Source organism: Acidovorax sp. 94 (assembly GCF_003634645.1).
GTDB lineage: Bacteria > Pseudomonadota > Gammaproteobacteria > Burkholderiales > Burkholderiaceae_C > Acidovorax > Acidovorax facilis.
In genome coordinates this window covers 1,370,005-1,393,797 of the sequence record NZ_RBJA01000001.1, presented here as the reverse complement: position 1 = coordinate 1,393,797, position 23,793 = coordinate 1,370,005, and the positions used below count along the sequence as shown (strand labels likewise).

The following is a 23,793-nucleotide window of genomic DNA, read 5'->3' as shown; positions in this document are numbered from 1 at the left end:
ACCTCACGCCGCGGCCCCACCCCAACGCGCAGGGTCTGGCGCCCAGCCCTCGTTATCGACAATGTCCAGCAAGGCGCCCACACTGCTCCCCAGGTCCACGGACAACACCTCGACCGCAGCTTGTGCCCCGGCATCGCGGCGCTGCGCTGTGGTCACAAAAGCGGTAAACGCGGCCCAGTCGCGCGCCATGTGGTCCACCAGAATGCGCGCCAGCTCATACGACAGCAGGTTGCCGTCGTCGGTGCGCTGAAACGACGTGCCCGCCCAGAACTCCTGCATGCGCTCGGGCGTCCAGAAGCGTTGGTGCAGATGGTGCAGTTGCGCGGGGGGGTGCTGTGCCGGTGGCGCGCCCTTCAGGCGGCGCTCGGTGTTGACAGCCAGGCCCTCGTCCAGCCAGGTGGGCAGGTGCAGGTGGGCCAGCGCGCTGTGCGTCATCTCGTGGGCAATCACCGGCTCGATGGCTGCAAGGTCGGCCGCCACGACCACAAAATGCGGGCAGCCGAACTGGATGAACATGCCGCCGCTGCGCGCAAACTCGCCGTCCGATCCATAGAACTGCGCGACGTAGTGGTAGTAGGTGTCCTCGTCATCCAGCACGAGCAAGATGCTTTTTTCGGCCACGGGGAAATGCGCCATGCCCGCCAGCAGCCGGTCGATGCGCTGACGTGTGGTGGTCACATAGCGCGCGGTGGCACGCGCCACTGACGGTTCCAGCGGCGACAGGATGAAGCAATCCGCCCCTTCGTGCAGATGCATGTGCGTGCCCAGCGCATCGCGCAGGTGCAGCAGCCAGGCGCGTCGGCCCTGGTTCAGCGCGTCGGCCACGGCCGCCGGTGCGCGATCGCCCGCGCCGTGGGCCCAGGCGTCCAGCGCGGGCCAATCCAGCTGCGGCAGATTCTGTGTGTTTTGCAGATGCCCCCGTACGTCAAAACTCGCAACGCCTGGCGCCTCAAGGTGCTCAGGGGCTGGCTCGGCCTCCCCTGCACCAGATTCACCGGGCGCCGGCACTGCGGTGGACTGCAGGTGGATCTTCACCAGCCAGGCGCCCAGGAACGGCAGCACCCACACACCGCCCGTCAGCATCGTTTTTCGAAAACCTTGCAGACCGGTGCGCACAATCTGGCGGGTGGCCTGGACATTCAGGACCAGCAACACCACGAGCAGAACGAGGCCAATCAAGACAGGGGACATGGGCGAATGGGAGCAATCAGCGCCCTCGGTGGTGCCTAACGAATACTACTATTTCGATAGCTGCTAGCGCTTGATAGATAAGCGCCAGAGGGCAAAAAGACTCAAAAACTGGCTACTTGATCAAGCCCAGCACATCCTTGAACGCCGGGTGCTCGCAGGTGCCCAGCCATTCAAACGCCACCATCTCGGTGGTCACCAGCTCGGCGCCCGCGCCGGCCAGGCGGTCGAAGGCGGCGTCGCGGTTGCGTTCGGTGCGCGAGCCGCAAGCGTCGGTCACCACCCACACCTCAAACTCGTCCTCCAGCAAATCAAGCGCGGTCTGCAGCAGGCAGACATGGGCTTCGCACCCGGCAATGACGATGGTGCCGCGCTCGGGCTCCTGTTGAGCGGGTTTTTGAAGGTGCTTGGGCAGGCTGCGCGCGTTGCCGCCCTGCTGGGGCTTGGCCGGGGGGCGCAGCCATTCGCCCAGGCCTTCTTCGGCGGCACTGAAGTGCATCTTGGCCAGGGTTTTCTGGCACAGGGCGCGCAGCGCGGGGTCGTTCGCACCCAGGCGCGAGGGGTTTTGCTCGGTGCCCCACACGGGCACGTCAAGCATGCGGGCCACCTCGGCCAGGCGGCGGGCGTTGGCCAGCACGGCGGGGCCTTCAAAGATGGCGGGCATCAGGCGCTCCTGGTAATCGACCAGGACGAGTTGGGATTCGGTGGCGTCAAGCAGCATGGTGGGACCGTTTCTGTGTTCGTTGAATCGCTGTGCGGGCGCAGCGTCGGAGGCAATGGCGCATTGTCGCAGCCCGAGCCCGGGGTTTTCAGGTGCGAAGGACGGACTGCAGCGCGGTGGCCAGCGGCCCGGCCATGGCCACGGCGTTGCTCGGGTGCGGGATGCAGTCCGTGCTCCACACCTCCCCCACCCCGGCTTCATGCAGCACCTGCAGCGCATCGCCCGCAAACAGTGCGTGCGTCACAGCCACATCCACCGAGGCGGCACCCGCCTGCAGCAGCAGCCGCGCGGCCAGCGCCAGCGTGCGGCCGGTGCTGGCCATGTCGTCCAGCAACACCACCGCCCTCCCCTGGGCGTTGAGTGGTGGCAGTTCGATGGCCACATGGCGGTCACCATGGCGCACCTTGGTGCACACGGCATGGTCAAAGCCGTGGCGCGCAGCGGCTTGTGCGATCCACTGGGCGGATTCGCCGTCGGGCCCCACCAGCAGCGCGTTCGGGCGGCGTTCAGCAATCAGGTCGGCCAGTGGCTCGGCGCCGCTGAGCACCACCGCCTGCGGCACAGGGATGGCCTGCTCCAGCCGCTCGATGCGGTGCAGGTGCGGGTCCACCGTGATCACGGCATCGAACAACCCTGCCAGGAACCCGCCCACCACCTGCTGGCTCACGGCCTCGCCAGGGTGGAAGGCGATGTCCTGCCGCATATAGGCCAGGTACGGCGCTACCAGCGTGAGCTGCTGCGCGCCCAGGCTGCGGGCCGTGCGCGCGGCCAGCAGCAGTTCCACCAGCTTTTCGTTGGGCAGGTGCAGGCTGCGCAGCAGCACCACCCGCCGGGGCAGGCGGCCCGCCGCGTTGACGGGCAAACGCAGCTTGAGTTCACCATCGGGGAAGCGGTGGCGCTCGATGGCCTGGGCAGTCATGCCCGCTGCCTGCGCCAGGCGCAGCGCAGGGGCCTCTTCGTCAGCAAAGTACAGCAGACACGCTTGGTGGGGGGCAACAGTCACTGTCAGAACTCCACAAAAACCTTGGGCACCTCGTCAGCGGTCCCCAGGCGGTAGCCGGTGTCACGCTCGCACGCGTGGCGCGCAAACTCCAGGTCGGCGGGGTAGCTGGCGTGCACGCGGTACAGCACGTCCCCGGCAGCCACGGTGTCGCCCAGCTTGTGCATCAGATCCACCCCGGCGCCGGGCACCTTGGGGGCCCCTGCCAGTCGGGCCACGCGGGCGATCTGGTAGTTGTCGATGCCCGCCACCACGCCGCTGGCGGGTGCCACCACGTCAAGCGTGAGGGCACCGAGCGCCGGGTGGTTGTGGTCAAACCCGGTACTGCCCTGCGCAGCGATGATGGCGTTCATGCGCGCGAGCGCCCGGCCAGAATCAAGAATGTCGCGCGCAATCGCGTAGCCGTCGCCGCCGCGCACATCAGGGTCGCACTCGATCAGGCGCCCAGCCAGGCGCAGCGCCTTCTGCCGCAGGTCGTCGGGTGCGCGCGGATCGTTCTGCAGCACGCGCATCACATCGCGCGCCTCCAGCACCGGGCCCACGCCGTTGCCCACGGGCTGGCGGCCATCGGTGATGACCACGTCCAGCGACAGGCCCATGCGCCGCGCCACATATTCAAAGAGGCGGCGCAGGCGCTGCGCGTCGGGCATGGAGCGCACCTTGGCCGTGGGGCCGATGGGGATGTCGAGCACGAGGTGCGTGGCACCGGCCGCCACCTTCTTGGACAGGATGGACGCCACCATCTGCCCGGCAGAGTCGATGGACAGCGGCCGCTCCACCGAGATCAGCACATCGTCGGCGGGCGACAGGTTGGCCGTGCCGCCCCAGGCCAGGCAGCCCCGGTAGTCGCGCACGATGTCGGCCAGCTGTTCCAGCGGCAGCTCGACCTTTGCCAGAACCTCCATGGTGTCGGCCGTGCCGGCAGGGGATGTGATGGCGCGCGAAGACGTCTTGGGGCACAACATGCCGTGCGCCGCGACGATGGGCACGACCAGCATGGTGGTGCGGTTGCCGGGGATGCCGCCAATGCAGTGCTTGTCCACCACCAGCGGTTCGTGCCAGTCCAGGCGCCGGCCGCTGGCCACCATGGCATCGGTGAGGAAGAACACCTCCTCCCGGTCCAGCTCGCTGCGGTGGCAGGCCACTACAAAGGCGGTGAGTTCGATCTTGGAGTACCGGTGGTCGGCGATGTCGCGCACGATGGCGCCAAAGTCTTCGCGGGTGAGGCGCTCGCTGGCGATCTTGCGGAACAGCGCACCCATGGATTCGGGCGGCTCGGCCTGCGCGACCGACACGGTATGGCCGTTGTCCACGCCCAGCTGGGCAAACGCGTCTTCCGACAGGCCCAGCTCGTTGCAACCCACGATGGCAGGGTCGTCCACCACGTTCACCGTGGCCAGGATACGGCGGCCATTGGCGCGCACCTCGATCTTGGACAGGGCCTGGAAGCCCTCGGCCCGATACACGGCGCAGTCGCGGTGCAGGTAGGCGACGTTTTCGCGCCAGGTGTCGATGGCCACGCGGCGCAGGGCCAGCTGAGACCGGGGCGGCGCGTCGGCCGAAGCGGATGGCTCTGCGGGATCAGAGGCAGGAGAGGAAGAAGAGGACGGCTCGGAATGCATCGCGTCAGCCTAACTCCAAAGTGACCACCAAGACCCTGGGAACACCCCGCGCGACGGCGTCTGGAGAGTAGATCTTTCAGCCGCCATGACCTAGGTCAAGACTGCCATGCCTCCTGCGGCGGTTTCACACCCGGTCTCACGCTTGTCAGTTCGGCTGCAGCCGCAGCAACCGGCCTTGTGGGCTGTCGGTCACCATATAGAGCAGACCATCCGGCCCCTGGCGGACATCACGGATGCGTTCGCCATTGCCTTGCAGCAGTTTTTCCTCACGCTGTACCTTGCCGCCCGCCACCTCCAGGCGGTGCAGGGTGCCAAATTTGAGCGAACCGATGAACAGGCTGCCCTGCCAGGTTGCGCCATAGCGCGTGCTGGTCAGAAAAGCCATGCCCGACGGCGCAATCGACGGCACCCAGTAGTGCAGCGGCTGCTCCATGCCCGCCTTGGCTGTGCCTTCGCCCAGTTTGCCGCCGCCGTAGTTTTCGCCATAGGTAATCACCGGCCAACCGTAGTTGCGGCCCGGCTGGGGTTGGTTGATTTCGTCGCCACCCTGAGGGCCGTGCTCGTGCATCCACAGCTTGCCCTCAGGCCCCAGCGTTGCGCCCTGGGGGTTGCGGTGGCCGTAGCTCCAGATCTCGGGCAAGGCGCCAGGTTGTTTGGCGAACGGGTTGTCGGGCGGCACGGCGCCTTCGGGGGTGACGCGGATGATCTTGCCGTGGTGGTTGTCGAGCTTTTGGGCATCGTCCTTGCGGTGGTAGCGGTCACCCAGGGTCAGGAACAGGTTGCCGTCCGCCGCCTGCACGATGCGGCAGCCAAAATGCAGGCTGCTGTCGACCTTGGGCCGCTGGCTGAAGATCACCTTGACGTCCTGCAGGCTGCGAGCATCCTCGGACAGCGTGGCCCGGGCCAGCGTCGTGCTGTTGCCGCGTGCGCCCGCCGCTGCTGGCTCGGAAAAACAAAAGAAGATGCGGCGGTTGCGGGCAAAGGCAGTGTCCGTCACCACATCCAGCAGGCCGCCCTGCCCGCCTGCTGCCACAGCAGGCACCCCGGCCAGTGGGGGGCTGACCTGCCCGCTGGCACTGACAACCCGCAAGCGCCCCGGCCGCTCAGTGATCAGAAACTGCCCCTGCGGCAAAAAGGCCACCGCCCAAGGGTGATCCAGGCCCTGGGCCACTGGCACCAGCGCCACCGCCGGTGTGGTGTTCTGGGCTTCAGCACTGACTGAAACCCCTGTCACTACCAAAAAGATAGCTGCTTGCGCTTTTACAGCAAGCGCTGGAGGCATTTTTGACTTGAATTTCATAAGGCTGCGCTCCTGAAAAAGCGGTGGAAACCACCCGCCCCCGGGCGACGCCCGAGGTGCATCGTCGGAGTGTGCCTGCAGGGGCTTCCAGGGCCTTGTGATCCCTGGGGAAACCCGGGGTTTTGATTTACTTCAACGAAATCAACGGCTTGCAAAGGTGATTATTTTCGATAAGCAAGCGTTGCGTGTTACCCTTCGCCCCCATGTCCCGATGGCTTTGCATACTTCTCCTGGCCTGCGCCACCACCGCCCAGGCTGCGCCGCAAGCGGCAAACCCTGACGATATGGACCGTTTCATCACGGACAAAGGCCTGCTGACGCGGCTGGAAGACGTGAGCCACAAGGTGGCGGACCGGGCCCACACCGTGGCGGACCAGGCATCTTCTCTGGTGGTCAACGCCATGGGGTTTCTGGGCGTGCCCTATAAGCGTGGTGGCAGCAGTGCCGAAACAGGCTTTGACTGCAGCGGCTTCGTGCGTGCCATGTACGAACAGACCGTGGGCCTTTTGCTGCCCCGCCGTGCAGATCAGCAAGCTGCCGCCACCCAGATCATCGACAAAAAAGAACTCCAGCCGGGTGATCTGGTGTTCTTCAACACCATGCGCCGCAATTTCAGCCACGTGGGCATCTACGTGGGGGACAACAAGTTCATCCATGCTCCCCGCAGCGGCGCCCAGATCCGTGTGGAAGACATGGGCGTAGCCTACTGGGCCCGCCGCTTCAATGGTGCGCGCCGCGTGGCGGGCACTGCCGACGGCGACACCGCGCAAGCAAAGTAACTGCCGGCCTGCGGCACCGGTTACTTTTTGATTTCGTACACCGTTTCGGTGCTGCGGATCGGGCCTCCCACCACATTCACCGGGCCCAGCGAAGGGTCGCGCAACATGGCTTTGGCAGTGGCCATGTCGGCCTGATAGCGTGCCCGGGCCTGGGACTCACAGCTTCTGCGCTCCGCCGCAGCCATGGTGCGGCATTCCTCCAGGCTGACCTTGAGGCCACCGCCTGCCTCGCGGATGGCGGTCTGGTAGCGTTGCTGAGGGGTCGTGTCCGGTACCGCACCGCGCGCCAGCGAAGCCTCATCGCCATTTTGTGCGGCCGCAGTGGTGGGCAGCGCCACGGCGCCCCCCAGGGCCAGCGCGGCCATCAACACCAGGGAGAAAGAACGGGTCTTGGGGGTTTGGGTCATCAGTCTTCCTTAAAGTGCAGACGTTTGAATGTAGGGCCCAGCGCACGCTGGCTTGGCAAGCACCCGCCGCACCAGGATGTCAGACAGCACCCACAACCCGCTACCGACCGCTTGCAGCGTCATCCAACGGCACCGACACGCGGAGCGAATGCACGGCGAGAACAGGCGACGGCGCGCCACCAGACGGGACGCCCACAGGGCGCGTTGTCCGACACCTCCACTTTCACGCCTTCTTTAGAGTCAGCGCATCGCCGTCGTAACAACACAAGGGGAAACAATTATGGTGTCATTGATCGGAACGCTGGTGGTCGGTTTGGTGGTGGGCCTTCTGGCCCGGGCCTTCAAGCCGGGGGATGACAAGCTGGGGTGGATCATGACCGCACTGCTCGGGGTGGCGGGTTCATTTCTGGCCAGCTATCTGGGCCTGGCCATGGGCTGGTACCAGCAGGGCGAGGCCGCAGGCTGGATCGCTTCGGTGGTGGGCGCCATGCTGCTGCTGGCGGTATACAGCCTTGTGAAGGGCAAAAACTGATGAAATGATGGATTCACTGCTACTGTTGGCAGCCGCTCCTTCTTTTACCGACATTTCATTCAATACCACCCAACCATGCCCACTTCCCTGCAGATGGCAGCTGGCAATCCCGCCTTGGCTGCCGCCGTGCAACGCAGCCGCAAATTGCTCCATCGGCGTGCCCTGATGGCTGCCGCCGCCAGTGCCGTGCCCGTGCCCGGGCTCGATTGGGCGGTGGATGCCGCACTGCTCTCACGCCTGCTACCGCAGATCAATGCCGAGTTCGGCCTGTCGGCGGCGCAGATTGACCAACTCGACCCGAACAAGCGCGAGCAGGTGCAAAAAGCGGTGAGCCTTGTGGGGTCGGTGCTGATCGGCAAGCTGATCACGCGCGAGCTGGTCATCCGCGCCACGCAGACCGTGGGTCTTCGCCTGACGACCAAACAGGCCGCCAAGTATGTTCCCCTCGCGGGACAGGCTGTGGCTGCCACCATTGGCTATGCCACGCTGCGCTACCTGGGCGAGCAGCACTTGAAGGACTGCGTTCGCGTGGTGCAGGAGGCACAGCTGCAGTTGCCCGCACCCAAGGCATCTCGGTAATCCTGCTGAGAACCTGCGAGGGCTAGCCGCAGATGGCGTGACCCTAGCGTCTGGGCGCATCAATCGGCCTTGAAACCCGTGGCGGCCACCGCTTTGCCCCAGGTCACCGTGTCGGCGGCAATGGTGCGAGCAAAATCCTGCTGGCTGGTGCCCGTCACGCGGAAACCGGCCTCTTCCATCTTCGCCTTGCCTTCAGGCGACTGCACGGCCCGCACGATGTCGGCATTGAGCTTGGCAATGATCTCGGGGGGCGTCTTGGCGGGTGCCACGATGCCAAACCACGATGAGAACTCCAGATTGGCGTAGCCCTGCTCCTTGATGGTGGGCACATCGGGCAGCGTGGGCGTGCGCGTGGCCCCGGTGGTGCCCAGCGCGGCGAGCTTTCCAGCCTTCACGTTGGGCGCGGCCAGCCCCACGCTGGCAAACACGCCCTGCACGTCGCCACTGAACAGGCCGCCCAGCGCATCCGACGTGTTCTTGTAGTGCACGGGCTCTGGCTTGAGCTTGACCGCGTCCCCAAACATGAAGGCGCCAAAATGCCCCGGAGTGCCGGCGCCAAAGGTGGCCAGGAACAGGCCCTTCTGCTGCTTGGTCCAGTCCACAAACTCCTTCACGTTGCGTGCCGGCACCTTTTGGGGGTTGACCAGCAGCACAAAGTCGGACGTGACCACCTGGCTCACAGCGGCGAAGTCCTTGGCCGGGTCGTAGGGCAGCTTGTTGTAGCTGCTCGGGGCGATGCTGAGCTGGCCCGTCTCGCCCAGCATGATCGTGTAGCCGTCCGGCGCGGCGCGGGCTGCTTCGCCCGCTGCAATGAGGCCACCAGCGCCGGGTTTGTTGTCCACGATCACGCCCAGGTTGCCCCAGCCTTCCGACAACTTTTGCGCCAGCAGGCGCGCCACGATATCGGGCCCCGTGCCCGCCGGAAAGCCCACGATGATGCGCACCGGCTTGTTCGGATACGCGCCGCCACTGGCTTGCGCCTGCGCGCCCGACCAGGGCAGCAGGCTGGCGGCCAGAGTGACCGCTGCGGCAAGCAGTGTGCGGCGTGTGCCGCTTTTTCGTGCATCGGCGGCGGGGGCGGAATGGAAAGAAGGCGTCATGGTTGTCTCCAGGAGTTCTGTCAGTGTGGTCAAGGGAAAAAAGAATGCAGCGTGGGGTGGTCAGAACGAAGAGCCTGGCTCCTAAAGCAGCTCGAAAAACCGCATGACCACAGCGTCGGGATAGCGGGCACCCGTGCCCACAAACATGCGCTCGCCCATCCAGGAGAGCGCGGGGGCAGCGGTCTCGAAGCTCGGGCTGCAGCGGAAGTAGATTTGCTCCGGGTCCACCGGCTCGCCGCGCACCAGGCGGGCAATCAGCTCCGGCGGCCCGGAGCGCACGGCCCGGTTCTGTACATAGATGAAGTCGCCTGCGTCGGTCTCCAGCACGTAGCGCGCATCCAGCTCTGACAGCCGGTCATTCACGATGAGCTGAAAATCCGCACCGCCTGGCAGCACCCGGGCGCTCCAGCCATCGCCCGTGGCGGTACCGCCGGTGATGGGAATCAGGCGGCGCAGGCCATGCACGGTCTGCCCCACCTGCTGGGGTGCCCCCACTTCCACACGCAGATCGGCAAAGAACTTCAGCCGAGGTTCGGCCAGGGTCGGTAGGTCAGGCATAAGAGGGCTTGGGCTGCAGAATGAGTCATGACTTACGCAAACAGGGTTCAGGCAAGCGGTTCACCCCAGAGCGAGGCGGCCGCTGCATCCCGGTTTGCGTAAACCCTATTGGTTATGAACCTAGCGTAAATCCCGTGGCGCAAACCCCCTGTCATCCCAGAGGATGACAACGCAATGACACGGCGTAACCCCCACCCCTGCCCGCCATGAGGCAATGGACCCCTTCCCCACCGTCTGCCACCGGCAGGCAGGCCACCACGGGCCCGGCGGGCCATGCGCTGGCGGGCATGGTGCACCGGCTGGGCGAACCCGGTTTTGCGTCGGGCTTGCTGCAGGACCTGGCCCCCGTGCTGCCGGCTGCCTCGTGGTCGGTGTACCGCACAGGGCATCGCTGCAAGCCCACGCTGTTCATGTCGGCCAGCCTGGGCGTGCCAGACACCACGCAGGACTGCTGGTGGGCCTACCTCTCAGGCCCCTACCGCCATGACCGCACCTGGGGCCGCTCCTTTGACGAAGCGGCGCCCGCAGAATCCCCTACCCGCCTGTGCCACCTGACGGCCCGGGAGGTCGATGGAGAGCACCGCGCCCGGGTGTACGAGGCCCATGGCGTGGCCGAGCGCGTGTCGGTGGTCGAATACGAAAGCGATGGATCGGTATTTGCCGTCAACTTCTACCGCCACCAGCACCAAAAACCCTTCCGCGATGCCCACATCGGCGGCTTCGAGGCGGTGGCGCCCGTGCTGCTGGCGCTGGCACGCAAACACATTGCACTGTCGCACAGCGACACCCTGGCACCCGCCGCCTGGCCACGGTCTGGAAGCGCCGGCTTGGCATTGCCGCAGGCCGAACACCCTGCCCGGCACGGCCCCCTGCCCGCCAGCTTGCCCGCGCTGCGTGAGCGCCTGCTGCGTGTGCACGCCGACTTCACGGACCGCGAGCTGGACGTGTGTGCCCGCCTGCTGCAGGGCATGACACACGAGGGCATCGCCAGCGACCTGGGGCTGGGCGTGCCCACCGTCAAAACCTACCGCAACCGCGCCTTTGCGCGCCTGGGCATCCACTTTCGCAACGAGCTGTTTGCGCGGGTGCTGAGCGGTTAGCACGAAGGCCACTGCCCAGGTAAGGGGCGACGCTGGGGACAAGTCCTTCGCGAACGGAACAGCTCGGTTGCGCTACAGCCAGCGGTGTATGCAGGCGCAGAGCCGTCCCCCAAGCCAATTGGCTGCCGAAGGCTGTCCTTGCGTTGTCTGCGGCGGCCCCACTCACCGCAGCACCTTCCACCATCCCCCTTGTTAACAAAAGTTTTCCTGGAGGTGCAGCGCATCTGTGGCCTGTGTCCGGCGCGCCGCAGTGCGGCTTCATCCCCACTTAATCTTGGCCGCGTCCAATGCAGTTTGTGGGCAGTCAGTCCACATGTTCAAACCCACTGACACCAACATTCACCATGAAACTGCACATCACCGCCCTTGTTCTCGCCCTTGGTTCTACCGCTGTATTTGCGGGCCCCACCTGCAATGTTCCAGAAGAAAAATGGATGAAAGAAGCCGACTTCAAGGCCGGGCTCGAAAAGCAGGGCTACCAGATCCGGACCTTCAAGGTCAGCAAAGGCAAGTGCTACGAAATCTACGGTCTGGACAAGGCGGGCAAGAAGGTGGAGATCTATTTCGACCCCGCCACTGGCGCTGAAATCGAGCGTAAGTAAGCCTCAGCGAAGCGTCCCGTCCTGCCCCTCGCCTGCACCCCGAGTCGCCCATGAAGCCCGTCCCTCTCCACCACCCCCCTGCCGCCACCAAGGTGTGGGACCCGTTTGTCCGCATTTTTCACTGGAGCCTGGTGAGCTGCGTGGTCCTGAACCAGTTGGTTCTGGAGCCCGGAAAAACAGCACACGAGTGGGTGGGCTACACCGCCAGCGCCCTGGTGCTGGCGCGACTGGTCTGGGGCTTCGTGGGCAGCCGGCACGCGCGGTTCAGCGACTTTTTCCCCACCCCGCGCAGGCTGGCAAAGCACCTGGGCGCACTTCGCAATGGCGAGCATCCGGTCTACGTGGGCCACAACCCCCTCGGGGCGCTGATGATGCTGGTCTTGATGGCCATCGTTCTGGCCCTGGGCGTGACGGGGTGGATGCAAACCACCGACACATTCTTCGGCGAAGAATGGCTGATGGAGTTGCACGAGGTGCTGGCCAACGGACTGCTGCTGGCGGCAGGGTTGCACGCTGCGGCGGCCATCGTGATGGGGCGGCTGGAGCGGGTGCGCCTCGTGCGGGCCATGGTCACCGGCACCAAGCAGCACTTTTGACGGACCAGGTTCGCATGCGACTGTTGCTGCTGGAAGACGATCACACTCTGGGCGAAGGCTTGCGGGATTTTCTGCAGCACGACGGCTATCTGGTGGACTGGTGCACCACCCTGGCGCAAGCCCGGGGTTTGATCATAGAGCCCTACGACGCCTGGCTGCTGGACTGGAACCTGCCCGATGGCTCCGCCCTCGACTGGCTGCGCAGCCTGCGCGCCAAAGGGGCTAAGACACCGGCCCTGGTGCTCACCGCGCGTGACATGCTCAGTGATCGCATCCATGGGCTGGACAGCGGTGCTGACGATTTTCTCGTCAAGCCCTTTGCCCCCGAGGAGTTGTGTGCCCGGCTGCGTGCACTGTCCCGACGGATGACCGGCGGCACTCCCAGCAAGGCATTTGGCGCGGTGGAGGTGCTGCTGGCCGACAAGGAAGTGCGGCTGCACGGCCAGCGGGTGGAGTTGACCGCCCGTGAATGGGCGGTGCTGGAGGCGCTGGTGTTGCGCGCGGGGCGCACGGTTTCCGCGTCGGATCTGGAGGCACTGGTGCTGGGGCTGGACAGCGACCTGGCCAGCAACGCGCTGCAGGTGCACGTTTTCAATCTGCGCAGCAAATTGGGCAAGGACGTGATCCAGACGGTGCGGGGCATGGGCTACCGCATTCCTGCACCCGTTTCCCCGCCGATGGCCCTAACGGCCTCTACGGGCTAACGACATGGGTATGCGCACGGGCGAGACAAAACCGCCGTCCATCCGGGGGCGGCTCGTCCAATCGCTGCTGTTTATCTCCATCGCGTTCGGCCTGTTGACCTCCGTGGTCGTCTGGTACGTGATCGCCCACGAAATGGGCGAACTCATGGACCAGGAACTGCGAGAGGCTGCTGAGATTTTTCACAGCGTCATGGCCATCCAGCCCGATCTGGCCACCAGCGGCCAAAGCGCCACCAAACACTTTTCGTATGAGGAACACCTGGTCTGGCAGGTGGTGGACGCGCCGTCGGGCCGCGTGAAAAGCCGCTCGCACAAGGCCCCCGAGCTGGCCTTGCAAACCGCCCCCACCGAGGCGATCACCTGGACGCAAGACGGGCAATGGCGCGCCTTCACGTCGGTATTCAGCCAGCGCCCCGGGCAATTCCTGGTGGTGGCACAAAGCCGCACGGAGCGCGACGAGGTGCACGGTGAAGTGGTCTGGTACACGCTGATGGCGGCGCTGTCGATGGGCCTGCTGTCGGCCCTGCTGATGAACTGGCGCATCCGCCAGGAGCTTCGCCCGCTGGGCGCCCTGGGCCAAAGCGTTCAGCACTATGACCCCCTTCGGCCCGCCACCGCGCCCAAGGCCGCACCGAGGCAGGAGCTGCATCCCATCGAGCAGGCCATTGGCGACCTGGGGCACCGGCTGGCGCAGCGGATCATCAGCGAACGCGCGTTCACCTCGCACGCGGCCCATGCCCTGCGCACGCCGGTGGCGGGTATCGACGTGCAACTGGCCCTGGCGATCAAAGAGGCGCCCGAGTCGATAAGGCCGCGCCTGGTGCGCGCGCGCGACGCTGCGGGCAGGCTCGGTCGGGTCATGCAGGCGCTGCTGATGATGTTTCGCAGCGGCATGGAGCCACAGCGCCAAAACGTTGACCTGCGCCAGCTCATCGATGCGCTGGCGTTTCACGACATGGCCATCTCCATCCAACAAACCACCCCAGTGGACGCCGACCCCGATCTGCTGGCCGCCGCCCTGCTGAACCTGCTGGACAACTCGCACCGTTTCAACGCCCACCAGGTCACCATCACGGCGCTGCAGGAGGGCGCCGACACCGTGTTGCGCGTGCAGGACGATGGCGATGGCTGCCAGCCCCACACCAAAGTCCGTTTACAGCAATCGCTGCAGCAGCAGGCCTATGGCGAAGGCAGCGCCATGCGCGGCCTGGGGCTGGTGCTGGCCGACCTGGTGGCGCGCGCGCACGGGGGCCACACGGTGCTGCCAGACTGTGCTCCGGGCTTTGGCATTGAGCTGCGATGGCCTGCCGCCCTGCCCCGTTCTACGGACTGACGATGCGCCTGACCCGCCCCGCAATAATTCGAATCCCACTACAAAGAGAGACCCCATGAGACGCCCCCCCAAAGCCACAAAACCCTCGCAAATCGCGCCCCTTTGCATCGCACTGTCCAGCCTGGCAAGCGCCTTGCACGCCCACGCCGAAGCGCCCATGCACGCCGACGATGCGGGCACGCTGACCCAAGGCGCCATGAAGCTCGAAGGTGTCTTCGGCCGCGATGACAAGACCCGAGGTGCCGAGCTGCTTTTTGGCGCTGGCGTCGCGCCACAGCTGGAAATGGAGGTCTCGCTGGCACGCGCCAAAGACACGGCCATGGGTGCATCCACCACCTTCCACGGGCATGGCTGGGGTGTGAAGTGGGTGCCCATCCAGAACGAAACAGGCTGGTCGGTGGGGGCGCGGTTCGACATGGGCCACACCCGCGTTCGCGACCACGCCACCCCACAGCGTTTCACCGAGCGCGAAACCGCCCTCACAGCGCTGGCCAGCTACCGGTTGGCCAATGCGCAGGTGCTGCACCTCAATGCCGGCCACAAAACCGTCAGGGCACAAGGCGCCCGCCACCGTGCGGCCACCTGGGCCGTGGGCTATGAGATTCCGCTTACTGAACAACTGCAGCTCACGTCTGAGGTGTACGGCGAACAAAGGTCGCGCCCGGACAAGGCCGTGGGCCTGCGCTACGCCATCACCGACGGGCTCAAAGCATCCGCCGCCGTGGGCCGTGGCAACGGCCGCACGTTCAGCCAGGTGGGCATGGCCTGGGAGTTCTAGGCGCAGTCCGGGACGCCGCCGGCACGGCACAATCGGCGGCCTATGCCTGCATCCGGTGCCCGCCCCACAAAACCCATCCCGTCCCGCGCTGACCGGGCGGCGTTGGTACAGGCCTGGGTGCTGGCCCTGCGCACCCAGGCCGGGCCAGCCCAGCTGCAGGCGCTAGCGCCCCTGAGTGATGCGGAAGCCGCACGCGTAATGGCGCTGCTGCGCAACGATGAGCCCCCCACGTCTGTTCAACCCGACCGCCCTGCCCCCGAAAGCGCCCACAACTCTGGCATAACCACCGGCCACTTCCGCCCGCGCATCACCCTCATGACCCTGGGCCGGGGCGACGGCCTGCTGGGCATGGCGCCCCAGGGCAAGCTGGGGCCGCGCGGCGACAGCGTGACGCTGGTGCAGATTGACTGGACCTACCGCACTGATGATGGCGCCCACTGGCAGACGCCTGCCCCCACGTCCATCCTCAACGCGCGCCCGGGCCCCGTGCAAGACCTGTTCGACACCGGCGGCCCGGTTGTGCGCATGCAGCGCAACCTGGGCGCCGAGGCCGACGCCATGGACCGCGTGTGGGATCTGGGCCTGATCCCCGTCGATGCGAACAAGCTGCAATGGCGCCACCGCGCCGCAGCCGCCACGCTGGGCCCCGTGTGGACGCTGGCGCAGGAGGCCCACTTTGGCGACTTCTGGGCCGAACAGATCCCCCAACTGCGCGCCGAGGGCTGGAGCGTGGTGGTGCAGCCCGGCTTTGCGCACGAAAGCGTGCCCGTGTTGCGCTGGAAGCTGCTGATCGCCCCTGACACCGGCGAGCTGCTGGGCAAGGAGGTGGACGGCCCGCTGGCCGCACGCGAACGCCCCGTGCAAAAGCTGCAACTGCCCGAGCGCGAAGGCGCCTGGCTGCTCAGCCTCGGTATCGAGATCGACGGCGAAACGCTGGACCTGGCGCCCATGCTGGCCGACCTGTTGCGCCGCGACGCCCGTTGGCTCAACGCGCAGCAGATGGCCGCCATCGACGACATCGCCATCATTTCGCTGCGCGCACCCGGCGGCAAACGCATCGACGCGCCCGCCGGGCCGCTCAAGGCCATCGTGGGCGCCATGGTCGATCTGCTGACCGACCCGACCCGCAACCAGCGCAAGGACGGCGATCCGCTGCACCTGGGAGCGTGGGAGGCCCGCCGCATCGAAGCCCTGCGCGCCGGGCTGGTGCTGGCCCACCGCGTGGGTACGGTCAATGGCTGGAACAACGACTGGCAGCTGCAGGGCGATGCGGGGCTGGCGCAGTTGACCAAGCGCCTGCGCACCATCGGCACGCCCCAGCCGGTGGCTGCACCGCAGGGACTTCAGGTGCAACTGCGCCCCTATCAACTGGAGGGCCTGGCCTGGCTGCAGTACCTGCGCGCGCAGGGCTTGGGCGGCATATTGGCCGACGACATGGGCCTGGGCAAAACCGCACAGGCGCTGGCCCATGTGCTGGCCGAAAAGGAGGCCGGGCGCCTGACCCGCCCCGCCCTGGTGGTGCTGCCCACCTCACTGCTCTTCAACTGGCAAGCCGAGGCCGCCCGCATGGCCCCCAACCTGCGCGTGCTGGCGCTGCACGGTGCGAGCCGCGGCCAGCGCTACCTGCAGATGGCCGACCACGACCTGGTGCTGACCACCTACCCCCTGCTGTGGCGCGACGTGGACGCGCTGGCCGCGCAGCCGTTTCACCTGCTGATCCTGGACGAGGCGCAGATGGTGAAGAACGCCGGCAGCCGCAGCGCCCGCGCCCTGCGCAAGCTGCAGGCGCCCCACCTGCTGTGCCTGACGGGCACGCCGCTCGAAAACCACCTGGGCGAGCTGTGGGCCCAGTTCGACTTTTTGATGCCCGGCTTTCTGGGCGATGTGCGCAGCTTCAACGCGCGCTGGCGCAAGCCCATCGAAGAAAACGGCGAAACCCTGCGCGCCCAGCTGCTGGCCCAGCGCGTGCGCCCCTTCATCCTGCGCCGCCGCAAGCAGGACGTGGCGACAGAACTGCCGCCGCGCACCTAAGTCATCCAGCGCGTGCAGCTACAAGGCAAACAGCGCGAGCTGTACGAGGCCGTGCGCAGCACGGCCGACAAACAGGTGCGCCGTGCGCTGGAGCGCCAGAGCTTTGACGGCGCGCAGATCACCATCCTCGATGCACTGCTGAAACTGCGCCAGGTCTGCTGCGACCCCCGATTGGTCAAAGGAACCACGAAGACCGCCCACACCATGGAGCGCGCCAAGCTCGAACTGCTGGCCGACATGCTGCCCGCCCTGGTCGATGAAGGCCGCCGCGTGCTGGTGTTCTCGCAGTTCACCGAGATGCTAGGCCTGGCAGCCGAGATGCTCGACACCCTGGCCCTGCACTACCTCACCCTCACCGGCCAGACGCCCCCCCGCCAGCGTGGCGCGGTGGTGCGGCAGTTCCAGGCGCAGGACGGGACCAGCGCCCCCATCCTGCTCGTCAGCCTCAAGGCCGGTGGTCTGGGCCTGAACCTCACCGCCGCCGACACCGTGATCCACCTCGACCCCTGGTGGAACCCCGCCGTCGAAGAGCAGGCCACCGCGCGCGCCCACCGCATCGGGCAGGACCAGCCCGTGTTTGTCTACAAGCTGGTGGTGGAAGGCAGCATCGAAGAACGCATGCTGGAGCTTCAAGCCCGCAAGGCCGCGCTGGCCCAGGGCGTGTTGGGCCACGATGCTGAAGGCGCGGTCAAGTTCAGCGAGGCCGACCTGCACGCACTGCTGGCGCCTTTGAGCGAGCCAGTCAACAACCCGCTGGGCATTCCGGGAGAAGACGCGCTGCGCTGGGGCGGCACGGGCAAACGGCGGCCCCGGCCGTTGCAGCCACCAGAAGTTTGAGCGTTTTTGGCCTCTAGCGCTTGTCCAACAAGCGCTAGCAGCTATTACTAATATAGCAATGCAGGCAATTCGCGCAGTTCACACCTTTGCACGCTGCGGGCGCGAAGGGCAGTCGGTACGCGTGCAGGTGCCGTAGAGCGACAACGCATGCTCCTGCAGCCGAAAGCCCTTGGCGTGTGCAATCTCGGCCTGGCGGGATTCGATGGATGCGTCGTGGAATTCCTCGACCTTGCCGCAGTCCAGGCACACCAGGTGGTCGTGGTGCAAACCGTCGTCCAGCTCATACACCGCGCGGTCCGCTTGAAAGCTGCTGCGCCGCAAAAGGCCCGCCTGCTCCAGTTGGGCCAGCACGCGGTACACCGTGGCCTGGCCCACATCCGTGCGTTCATGCAGCATGCGCCGGTACACATCTTCGGCCGTGAAGTGGCGCAGCCCATCGGGCGCCGCCTGCGCGGCCAGAAAGATCTCCAGGATCCTCATGCGCGGCAGCGTGGCCTTAAGCCCTGCCTGCTTGAGCGGGTCCGCGCGGACGCCGGGGTTCGGGTGCAAGCTCATGAAACGGCCCTATTCCAGAGACTAGCCATCACGACCAAGCGGGAAACGGATCGTCAAAGCGCGTCCACGCATGCGGGCCCTGGGCCATCTCCGCATCGGTCAGCAGGCAGGCGTCCAGGCGTTGGCGCAGTTTGGATTCGTCCATGCCGATACCGATCAGCACCAGCTCCTGCCGGGCGTCGCCCACGCCATCGGCCCAGTTTTTCTGGATGGCCGCCAAGGATTCAGCATCACGCGGCCAGCGATCGCGGGGCACTGCGCCCCACCAGAAGCCTGCGGCGCTATGGCGCGCCACGGCGCCGGCCTGCGACCACGACCCCGCATACGCCGGGCGGCTGGCCAGCCAGAAGAACCCCTTGGACCGCACCACGCCGGGCCACTCGCTTTCTACCCAATCAAAAAAGCGGCGTGGATGGAACGGCACGCGGGCGCGGTAGACAAAGCTGCTGATGCCGTAGGCCTCGGTCTCGGGCGTGTGTTCGCCACGTAACTCGGCCAGCCAGCCGGGCGCCTTGGACGCCTCGTCAAAGTCGAACAGCTTGGTGTCCAGCACCGAGGCCAGCGCCACCTTGCCGAACTGCGACACCTCCATGCGCGCACGCGGGTTCAGGCTGCGCAAGATCGCCATGAGCTGCTCGCGCTGCGCTGCGTCGATCAAATCCACCTTGTTGAGCACGATCACGTCGCAGAACTCGATCTGCTCGATCAGCAAGTCCACCACCGTGCGCTGGTCCTCCTCGCCCAGTGATTCGCCACGGGCCTGCAGGCTGTCGCGCGAGCTGTAGTCCTTGAGGAAGTTGAACGCGTCCACCACGGTGACCATGGTGTCCAGCCGCGCAATACTCGACAGGCTTTTGCCGTCTTCCCCCGTGAAAGTGAAGGTTTCGGCCACGGGCAAGGGCTCGGAGATGCCGGTGGATTCGATCACCAGCTGGTCGAACCTGCCCTCCTTGGCCAGGCGTTCCACCTCCAGCAGCAGGTCTTCGCGCAGCGTGCAGCAGATGCAGCCGTTGCTCATCTCCACCAGCTTCTCATCGGTGCGCGACAGCTCAGCGCCGCCCTGGCGCACCAGGGCCGCATCGATGTTGACCTCGGACATGTCATTCACGATGACCGCCACGCGGCGGCCCTCGCGGTTGTTCAGGATGTGGTTGAGCAGCGTCGTCTTGCCCGCGCCCAGAAAGCCCGAGAGCACGGTGACGGGAAGGCGGGTATGCGGGCGGCGTGGAGTGCGGTGGGTAGTGGCAGAGGTCATGGAGGTTGGCATGCGTGTTGTGTTGCAGGTTGCTCCGGTCGCCGTCTGGCCCAGCACGAACAAATGCAACTACCTTGCGTTAATGAAGCATAACGCAACTTGATTGCATTTTTGGAAACCTGCGGTAATGCAGGCCTTGGCTCGTACCTTGGGCCTGTGGCGCGCCTACCTCTCGGGGCGGAGGCTAAGAGCCCGGCAAGACAGGCATGCCACCGTTCCAGACGGCGCGGGCTATCTTTGCCAGCACCGCCAGCCCAAACCATGCCGACACCGATGACAACACCAGTGCCAGGGTGATGAGGCCCGGCCGCAGGCGGCGATCCACAATCGACTCGGCAGGGTTGCGGGGATTGACCCACACCGGCACGGCTTTGCCAGTGCGCTGCAAGCCCTGCAGACGGCGGCCCAGTTCTTCTTGAAAGCTGCCAATGTTGTCGGCCCGCTCGTGAATGGCGGCGCGCTGCCCGGTGTAGGTCACGCCCTCCACCACATACCGGTAGCGCACCGAAACGCTGTGCGTGGTGCCACCCTTGCTGGGATGATGGCTTTGCAGCGTGGCAGATTCGACCACCGCAGGCACCTGGTTCCAGGTTTGCATGCGCGCCCAGTCCACCAAGGGCGAAGCCACCATGAACCAGAAGATTCCGATGCCCGCAGCGGCAAAGGGCACAGCAAACAAGGCCAGAACCCAAATGCCTCCCGGCAGCTTTTCACGCCGCTGCGCCGCGCGGCGTGGGGACGCGGGGGACGTCACGGCAAGCGCTCGTAGGTGGCTTTGGAGGGTACGTCCGCATTCGAGAAATACGGGTCCGGGTCCAGGCTCAGCAACTTGCCTTGTTGCGTGATGGCGTAGGCGCTGCCGGTGTCGCGGCGCGGGCTGTTCGACACATACAGCCGCGCCTTGTCGGCACGCCAGGTGCCGCGCATCAGAGCGTCGCGCAGGGCTTTCTGCACGGCGCCCTCCGATGCGGCTGTGCCACCGGATGCACCCAGGTCGAGGTTGATGACCTGCGCATCGGCCTGAATCACCAGCACCTGGCCCGCCAGGAACTTGGGCGGCGGCGCGCCGTTGATGCTGGCCACCTTCCAGCGGCCCACCAGAGGGTTTGCAGCCTGTGGGTCAGCGGCCCCTGCAGTAGTCCCCACGCCCCCTGCGGCGACAAACAAGGTGAGCAACAGGGCCTTGTGGAACCCCGCCCTGCGTGCGTGGCGGATGTGCGGCATAAATGGGTCTCCTCCCGAATGGTGGGCTTTGTTCTGGTTGGCCTGGGCGCTGGCGGCAAGCCGGGTGCAGTCTAAAAGATGGGGGCGCGATCAATCCCACACAACAGCCGGTAGATTTGTGCCTTTTAGGCCTCTAGCGCTTGATGGGAAAGCGCTAGCAGCTATTGAATCGAGAGCAATTCAGCACTAAAAGCACCTCGGTGGCGTGTCGCAGAATTCAAAAGCAAGCTTCGGAGTGCACACTGCGCACCCCATCCCTAGAGTGCATGGCATCGCAACCCCCTTGTGAGCCATCCACCATGAACCCGAACGCCACCCAGCGCAGCGCCAACATCCCGGACCGACCATTTACCTACGCCGTCTCCATGCCCCACCGCGCCACCCCCTCCACCAAGGCCGCACAGGCCGCCGCCACCCAAGCCGACCCGCGCTGGGCGGCGGTGGCGGCGCGCAGCGCAGCGGCAGACGGTAGCTTTTGGTATTCGGTGCAGACCACGGGCGTGTATTGCCGCCCCAGCTGCGCGGCGCGTGCACCCCGGCCGGAGAATGTGCGGTTTCACCACAGCTGCGCGGATGCAGAAGCCGCAGGCTTTCGCCCCTGCCAGCGCTGCAAGCCCCGGCAGCCCACAGCGTTGTCGCACCACGCCGCGCTGGTCACCGAGGCCTGCCGCATCATCGAAGGCGCTGCCGCCGGTGAAGCGCCCACGCTGGATGCGTTGGCCGCCCAGATGGGCCTGAGCCCGTCGCACCTGCACCGCATCTTCAAGCAGTCCACGGGCCTCACGCCCAAGGCGTATGCCGCCGCCCAGCGTGCGCAGCGCCTGCGCAGTGCGCTCGACAACGCACACACGGCCTCGGTGACGGACGCGATCTACAGCGCGGGTTACCAGTCCAGCAGCCGCTTTTACGAACAATCGGCCCAGGTCCTGGGCATGACGCCCAGCCGCTACCGCGCGGGGGGCGCTGCGCAAGACATCCGCTTTGCGATTGGCCAGTGTTCGCTGGGCGCCATTCTGGTCGCCCAGAGCGACCGGGGCATCTGCGCCATCTTGCTGGGCGACGACGCAGACGCCCTGGTGCGCGACTTGCAGGACCGCTTTGCACAGGCCCACCTGATCGGCGGGGATACCGCGTTTGAAGCGCTGGTGGCACAGGTGGTAGCGTTTGTCGAGGCCCCGGGCCTGGGGCTGAACCTGCCGCTGGACGTGCGTGGCACGGCGTTTCAGCAACGCGTGTGGCAGGCCCTGCAGGCCATACCCGCCGGGCAGACTGCAAGCTACGCCGAGGTGGCCCAGCGCATAGGCGCCCCCACCGCCGTGCGCGCCGTGGCGCAGGCCTGCGCGGCCAATGCGCTGGCGGTGGCCATACCCTGCCACCGGGTGGTGAAAAGCGATGGCGCGTTGTCGGGCTACCGTTGGGGGGTGGAACGCAAACGTGCGCTGCTGACGCGTGAAGCCGCGCCAGAGCCCGCACAACCGCAGGCGGAGAAGGTGGCATGAGCGCTGTCCCGCTGTCTCACCAACCCGATCTGAAGAACGACGATTGGGCGCAGCGTGCAGTTGCCATCGACTGGCCAACAACCACGGAGGCCCTGCACCAGCAAGGCAACGCGGTACTGCCGCAACTGCTCAGCGCCACCGAATGCGCCGCGCTGGCCCGCTTGTATGGCAACGCGGATGAGAGCACCTTCCGCAGCCGCGTGGTGATGCAGCGCCACGGCTTTGGCCAGGGCGAATACCGGTACTTCAGCTACCCACTGCCCGATGTGGTGGCCGGGCTGCGCGAGGCACTGTACCCGCACCTGGCGCCCATCGCCAACCAGTGGAACACCGCCATGGGCATCGATGTGCGCTACCCCGCCCGGCACGCCGACTTCATTGCCCGCTGCCACGCCGCAGGCCAGGTGCGCCCCACCCCACTGCTGCTGCAATACGGCGCTGGCGACTACAACTGCCTGCACCAGGACCTGTATGGCGAGCATGTGTTTCCGCTGCAGGTCGCGGTGCTGCTGTCAGAGCCCGGGCGCGACTTCACGGGCGGCGAATTCGTGCTGACCGAGCAGCGCCCGCGCATGCAGTCGCGGGCCGAGGTGGTGCCGCTGCAGCGCGGCGACGCCGTGGTGTTTGCCGTGCACCACCGCCCCGTGCAGGGCACGCGCGGGCCGTACCGCGTGCAGATGCGACATGGCGTAAGCCGCTTGCGCAGCGGGCAGCGGCACACGCTGGGTGTGATCTTTCACGATGCTGGATGATGTTCCCCCTGTGCCGCTTCGCGCCTGCCCCTCCGGGGACGACGGCAGCTGCGGTCCACACCGTCGCCATGGATTGCCACCGTTATGAGCCTGAGCCTTTTCGACGACCCACCCCAGCCTGCCCAGCCGCCCGAGGTGCTGGAGCCCGGCGCCATGGTGCTGCGCGGCTTTGCGCTGGAGAAGGCGGCAGACCTGCTGCAAGCGGTACAGCAAGTGACGGCACAAGCCCCCTTTCGGCACCTCATCACCCCCGGGGGCCTGCGCATGTCGGTGGCCATGACCAACTGCGGAAGACTCGGCTGGGTGAGCGACCGCAGCGGCTACCGCTACGACCCCCTCGACCCCGACAGCGGCCAGCCCTGGCCCGCCATGCCGCCGCTATTGCGCCAGCTGGCATTTGACGCGGCGCAAGCAGCGGGCTTCCCCGGCTTTGCGCCTGACGCCTGCCTCATCAACCGATATGCCCCTGGCACCCGGCTGTCGCTGCACCAGGACCGGGACGAGGGCAACTACGCGCACCCCATCGTGTCCGTGTCGCTCGGCATTCCGGCGGTGTTTCTTTGGGGCGGTGCACAGCGCTCCGACAAGGCGCGGCGCATTGCGCTGATGCATGGAGATGTCGTGGTGTGGGGGGGCCCGGCGCGGCTGCGGTTTCATGGGGTGTTGCCGCTACCTGAGGCCCATCACCCGATGACGGGCAGCTACCGCATCAACCTCACATTTCGCAAGGCGCGCTGAACC

24 protein-coding genes and 1 pseudogene are annotated in these 23,793 nt (G+C 66.3%); 13 read left to right on the top strand and 12 right to left on the bottom strand.

Features of this window, described 5'->3' with window-relative positions; translation table 11 throughout:
- Nucleotides 1-3 precede the first annotated feature (3 nt).
- The 5 genes from C8C94_RS06530 to C8C94_RS06510 all read right to left on the bottom strand — a co-directional run bounded on the left by C8C94_RS06530 (nt 4) and on the right by C8C94_RS06510 (nt 5,813).
- Complete coding sequence (locus C8C94_RS06530; RefSeq protein ID WP_121420142.1) at nt 4-1,191, bottom strand: hypothetical protein; 1,188 nt, start codon at nt 1,189-1,191, stop codon at nt 4-6.
- 112 nt (nt 1,192-1,303) lie between these two features.
- Nucleotides 1,304-1,909, bottom strand: a complete 606-nt coding sequence (locus tag C8C94_RS06525) for an isochorismatase family protein (protein WP_121420141.1) — start codon at nt 1,907-1,909, stop codon at nt 1,304-1,306.
- Between the two features lie 88 nt (nt 1,910-1,997).
- Nucleotides 1,998-2,912 carry a ribose-phosphate diphosphokinase gene (locus tag C8C94_RS06520; protein WP_121420140.1) on the bottom strand — a complete coding sequence of 305 codons (915 nt, stop codon included), beginning with the start codon at nt 2,910-2,912 and terminating at the stop codon, nt 1,998-2,000.
- Between the two features lie 2 nt (nt 2,913-2,914).
- Nucleotides 2,915-4,531, bottom strand: a complete 1,617-nt coding sequence (locus tag C8C94_RS06515; RefSeq protein ID WP_233573419.1) for a thymidine phosphorylase family protein — start codon at nt 4,529-4,531, stop codon at nt 2,915-2,917.
- Nucleotides 4,532-4,676: 145 nt separating this feature from the next.
- Nucleotides 4,677-5,813 (bottom strand): PQQ-dependent sugar dehydrogenase, encoded by a 1,137-nt coding sequence (locus C8C94_RS06510; protein ID WP_121422737.1) that lies wholly within the window; start codon nt 5,811-5,813, stop codon nt 4,677-4,679.
- 221 nt (nt 5,814-6,034) lie between these two features.
- Here C8C94_RS06510 and C8C94_RS06505 point away from each other — a divergent pair, with 221 nt between their 5' ends.
- A complete protein-coding gene (locus C8C94_RS06505) occupies nt 6,035-6,610 on the top strand; it encodes a C40 family peptidase (protein ID WP_121420139.1) in 576 nt (191 codons plus the stop codon).
- Nucleotides 6,611-6,630: 20 nt separating this feature from the next.
- On the opposite strand, the gene C8C94_RS06500 is transcribed toward C8C94_RS06505, so the two are convergent.
- The gene (locus C8C94_RS06500; RefSeq protein WP_121420138.1) at nt 6,631-7,017 is read right to left on the bottom strand and encodes a hypothetical protein; all 387 of its coding nucleotides are present in this window, start codon (nt 7,015-7,017) and stop codon (nt 6,631-6,633) included.
- A gap of 280 nt (nt 7,018-7,297) precedes the next feature.
- Here C8C94_RS06500 and C8C94_RS06495 point away from each other — a divergent pair, with 280 nt between their 5' ends.
- A complete protein-coding gene (locus tag C8C94_RS06495; RefSeq protein WP_055395928.1) occupies nt 7,298-7,549 on the top strand; it encodes a GlsB/YeaQ/YmgE family stress response membrane protein in 252 nt (83 codons plus the stop codon).
- Nucleotides 7,550-7,624: 75 nt separating this feature from the next.
- A complete protein-coding gene (locus tag C8C94_RS06490; RefSeq protein WP_121420137.1) occupies nt 7,625-8,128 on the top strand; it encodes a hypothetical protein in 504 nt (167 codons plus the stop codon).
- Between the two features lie 59 nt (nt 8,129-8,187).
- Here C8C94_RS06490 and C8C94_RS06485 read toward each other — a convergent pair whose 3' ends face one another.
- Together C8C94_RS06485 and C8C94_RS06480 are read right to left on the bottom strand one after the other, a co-directional pair.
- A complete protein-coding gene (locus C8C94_RS06485) occupies nt 8,188-9,228 on the bottom strand; it encodes a tripartite tricarboxylate transporter substrate binding protein (protein WP_121420136.1) in 1,041 nt (346 codons plus the stop codon).
- A gap of 81 nt (nt 9,229-9,309) precedes the next feature.
- Nucleotides 9,310-9,786 carry a DUF3237 domain-containing protein gene (locus tag C8C94_RS06480; RefSeq protein WP_121420135.1) on the bottom strand — a complete coding sequence of 159 codons (477 nt, stop codon included), beginning with the start codon at nt 9,784-9,786 and terminating at the stop codon, nt 9,310-9,312.
- A gap of 206 nt (nt 9,787-9,992) precedes the next feature.
- Here C8C94_RS06480 and C8C94_RS06475 point away from each other — a divergent pair, with 206 nt between their 5' ends.
- The 7 genes and pseudogenes from C8C94_RS06475 (at nt 9,993) to C8C94_RS06445 (ending at nt 17,767) form a co-directional block, all read left to right on the top strand.
- Nucleotides 9,993-10,886, top strand: a complete 894-nt coding sequence (locus C8C94_RS06475; protein WP_199731209.1) for a helix-turn-helix transcriptional regulator — start codon at nt 9,993-9,995, stop codon at nt 10,884-10,886.
- 344 nt (nt 10,887-11,230) lie between these two features.
- The gene (locus tag C8C94_RS06470) at nt 11,231-11,488 is read left to right on the top strand and encodes a PepSY domain-containing protein (RefSeq protein ID WP_055395919.1); all 258 of its coding nucleotides are present in this window, start codon (nt 11,231-11,233) and stop codon (nt 11,486-11,488) included.
- A 50-nt stretch (nt 11,489-11,538) separates the two neighbouring features.
- The gene (locus C8C94_RS06465; RefSeq protein WP_121420134.1) at nt 11,539-12,084 is read left to right on the top strand and encodes a cytochrome b/b6 domain-containing protein; all 546 of its coding nucleotides are present in this window, start codon (nt 11,539-11,541) and stop codon (nt 12,082-12,084) included.
- Nucleotides 12,085-12,098: 14 nt separating this feature from the next.
- A complete protein-coding gene (locus tag C8C94_RS06460; protein WP_121420133.1) occupies nt 12,099-12,788 on the top strand; it encodes a response regulator transcription factor in 690 nt (229 codons plus the stop codon).
- Nucleotides 12,789-12,792: 4 nt separating this feature from the next.
- Nucleotides 12,793-14,121 (top strand): HAMP domain-containing sensor histidine kinase, encoded by a 1,329-nt coding sequence (locus tag C8C94_RS06455; RefSeq protein ID WP_121420132.1) that lies wholly within the window; start codon nt 12,793-12,795, stop codon nt 14,119-14,121.
- Between the two features lie 55 nt (nt 14,122-14,176).
- The gene (locus C8C94_RS06450) at nt 14,177-14,899 is read left to right on the top strand and encodes a hypothetical protein (protein WP_233573417.1); all 723 of its coding nucleotides are present in this window, start codon (nt 14,177-14,179) and stop codon (nt 14,897-14,899) included.
- Nucleotides 14,900-14,941: 42 nt separating this feature from the next.
- A pseudogene (locus C8C94_RS06445) lies at nt 14,942-17,767 on the top strand (DEAD/DEAH box helicase).
- A 78-nt stretch (nt 17,768-17,845) separates the two neighbouring features.
- Here the strand turns inward: C8C94_RS06445 and fur are convergent.
- The 4 genes from fur to C8C94_RS25615 all read right to left on the bottom strand — a co-directional run bounded on the left by fur (nt 17,846) and on the right by C8C94_RS25615 (nt 20,801).
- The gene (gene fur / locus C8C94_RS06440) at nt 17,846-18,322 is read right to left on the bottom strand and encodes a ferric iron uptake transcriptional regulator (protein WP_121420131.1); all 477 of its coding nucleotides are present in this window, start codon (nt 18,320-18,322) and stop codon (nt 17,846-17,848) included.
- 28 nt (nt 18,323-18,350) lie between these two features.
- On the bottom strand, nt 18,351-19,577 hold the full coding sequence (gene zigA, locus C8C94_RS06435; protein WP_121420130.1) for a zinc metallochaperone GTPase ZigA: 1,227 nt from the start codon (nt 19,575-19,577) through the stop codon (nt 18,351-18,353).
- Between the two features lie 184 nt (nt 19,578-19,761).
- Nucleotides 19,762-20,331: a DUF3592 domain-containing protein gene (locus tag C8C94_RS25620; protein ID WP_158603811.1), complete on the bottom strand. Its 570-nt coding sequence runs from the start codon at nt 20,329-20,331 to the stop codon at nt 19,762-19,764.
- Nucleotides 20,328-20,801, bottom strand: a complete 474-nt coding sequence (locus C8C94_RS25615; RefSeq protein WP_158603810.1) for a hypothetical protein — start codon at nt 20,799-20,801, stop codon at nt 20,328-20,330. Before C8C94_RS25615 ends, C8C94_RS25620 begins: the two co-directional genes overlap by 4 nt.
- Before the next feature lie 365 nt (nt 20,802-21,166).
- Here C8C94_RS25615 and ada point away from each other — a divergent pair, with 365 nt between their 5' ends.
- From ada to alkB, 3 genes are all read left to right on the top strand, one after another.
- Nucleotides 21,167-22,300 carry a bifunctional DNA-binding transcriptional regulator/O6-methylguanine-DNA methyltransferase Ada gene (ada, locus tag C8C94_RS06425; RefSeq protein ID WP_121422734.1) on the top strand — a complete coding sequence of 378 codons (1,134 nt, stop codon included), beginning with the start codon at nt 21,167-21,169 and terminating at the stop codon, nt 22,298-22,300.
- Nucleotides 22,297-23,052, top strand: a complete 756-nt coding sequence (locus C8C94_RS06420; RefSeq protein ID WP_121420128.1) for a 2OG-Fe(II) oxygenase — start codon at nt 22,297-22,299, stop codon at nt 23,050-23,052. The genes ada and C8C94_RS06420 overlap by 4 nt, the downstream gene beginning before the upstream one ends.
- 84 nt (nt 23,053-23,136) lie before the next feature.
- On the top strand, nt 23,137-23,790 hold the full coding sequence (gene alkB, locus C8C94_RS06415; RefSeq protein ID WP_121420127.1) for a DNA oxidative demethylase AlkB: 654 nt from the start codon (nt 23,137-23,139) through the stop codon (nt 23,788-23,790).
- Nucleotides 23,791-23,793 lie beyond the last annotated feature (3 nt).

Excerpts from the sequence above, each read along its gene's own strand:
- C8C94_RS06530 (WP_121420142.1), bottom strand. The coding sequence starts at position 1,191 with ATGTCCCCTGTCTTGATTGGCCTCGTTCTGCTCGTGGTGTTGCTGGTC.
- C8C94_RS06525 (WP_121420141.1), bottom strand. The coding sequence starts at position 1,909 with ATGCTGCTTGACGCCACCGAATCCCAACTCGTCCTGGTCGATTACCAG.
- C8C94_RS06515 (WP_233573419.1), bottom strand. The coding sequence starts at position 4,531 with ATGCATTCCGAGCCGTCCTCTTCTTCCTCTCCTGCCTCTGATCCCGCA.
- C8C94_RS06510 (WP_121422737.1), bottom strand. The coding sequence starts at position 5,813 with ATGCCTCCAGCGCTTGCTGTAAAAGCGCAAGCAGCTATCTTTTTGGTA.
- C8C94_RS06505 (WP_121420139.1), top strand. The coding sequence starts at position 6,035 with ATGTCCCGATGGCTTTGCATACTTCTCCTGGCCTGCGCCACCACCGCC.
- C8C94_RS06500 (WP_121420138.1), bottom strand. The coding sequence starts at position 7,017 with ATGACCCAAACCCCCAAGACCCGTTCTTTCTCCCTGGTGTTGATGGCC.
- C8C94_RS06495 (WP_055395928.1), top strand. The coding sequence starts at position 7,298 with ATGGTGTCATTGATCGGAACGCTGGTGGTCGGTTTGGTGGTGGGCCTT.
- C8C94_RS06490 (WP_121420137.1), top strand. The coding sequence starts at position 7,625 with ATGCCCACTTCCCTGCAGATGGCAGCTGGCAATCCCGCCTTGGCTGCC.
- C8C94_RS06485 (WP_121420136.1), bottom strand. The coding sequence starts at position 9,228 with ATGACGCCTTCTTTCCATTCCGCCCCCGCCGCCGATGCACGAAAAAGC.
- C8C94_RS06480 (WP_121420135.1), bottom strand. The coding sequence starts at position 9,786 with ATGCCTGACCTACCGACCCTGGCCGAACCTCGGCTGAAGTTCTTTGCC.
- C8C94_RS06475 (WP_199731209.1), top strand. The coding sequence starts at position 9,993 with ATGAGGCAATGGACCCCTTCCCCACCGTCTGCCACCGGCAGGCAGGCC.
- C8C94_RS06470 (WP_055395919.1), top strand. The coding sequence starts at position 11,231 with ATGAAACTGCACATCACCGCCCTTGTTCTCGCCCTTGGTTCTACCGCT.
- C8C94_RS06465 (WP_121420134.1), top strand. The coding sequence starts at position 11,539 with ATGAAGCCCGTCCCTCTCCACCACCCCCCTGCCGCCACCAAGGTGTGG.
- C8C94_RS06460 (WP_121420133.1), top strand. The coding sequence starts at position 12,099 with ATGCGACTGTTGCTGCTGGAAGACGATCACACTCTGGGCGAAGGCTTG.
- C8C94_RS06455 (WP_121420132.1), top strand. The coding sequence starts at position 12,793 with ATGGGTATGCGCACGGGCGAGACAAAACCGCCGTCCATCCGGGGGCGG.
- C8C94_RS06450 (WP_233573417.1), top strand. The coding sequence starts at position 14,177 with ATGAGACGCCCCCCCAAAGCCACAAAACCCTCGCAAATCGCGCCCCTT.
- fur (WP_121420131.1), bottom strand. The coding sequence starts at position 18,322 with ATGAGCTTGCACCCGAACCCCGGCGTCCGCGCGGACCCGCTCAAGCAG.
- zigA (WP_121420130.1), bottom strand. The coding sequence starts at position 19,577 with ATGACCTCTGCCACTACCCACCGCACTCCACGCCGCCCGCATACCCGC.
- C8C94_RS25615 (WP_158603810.1), bottom strand. The coding sequence starts at position 20,801 with ATGCCGCACATCCGCCACGCACGCAGGGCGGGGTTCCACAAGGCCCTG.
- ada (WP_121422734.1), top strand. The coding sequence starts at position 21,167 with ATGCCCCACCGCGCCACCCCCTCCACCAAGGCCGCACAGGCCGCCGCC.
- C8C94_RS06420 (WP_121420128.1), top strand. The coding sequence starts at position 22,297 with ATGAGCGCTGTCCCGCTGTCTCACCAACCCGATCTGAAGAACGACGAT.
- alkB (WP_121420127.1), top strand. The coding sequence starts at position 23,137 with ATGAGCCTGAGCCTTTTCGACGACCCACCCCAGCCTGCCCAGCCGCCC.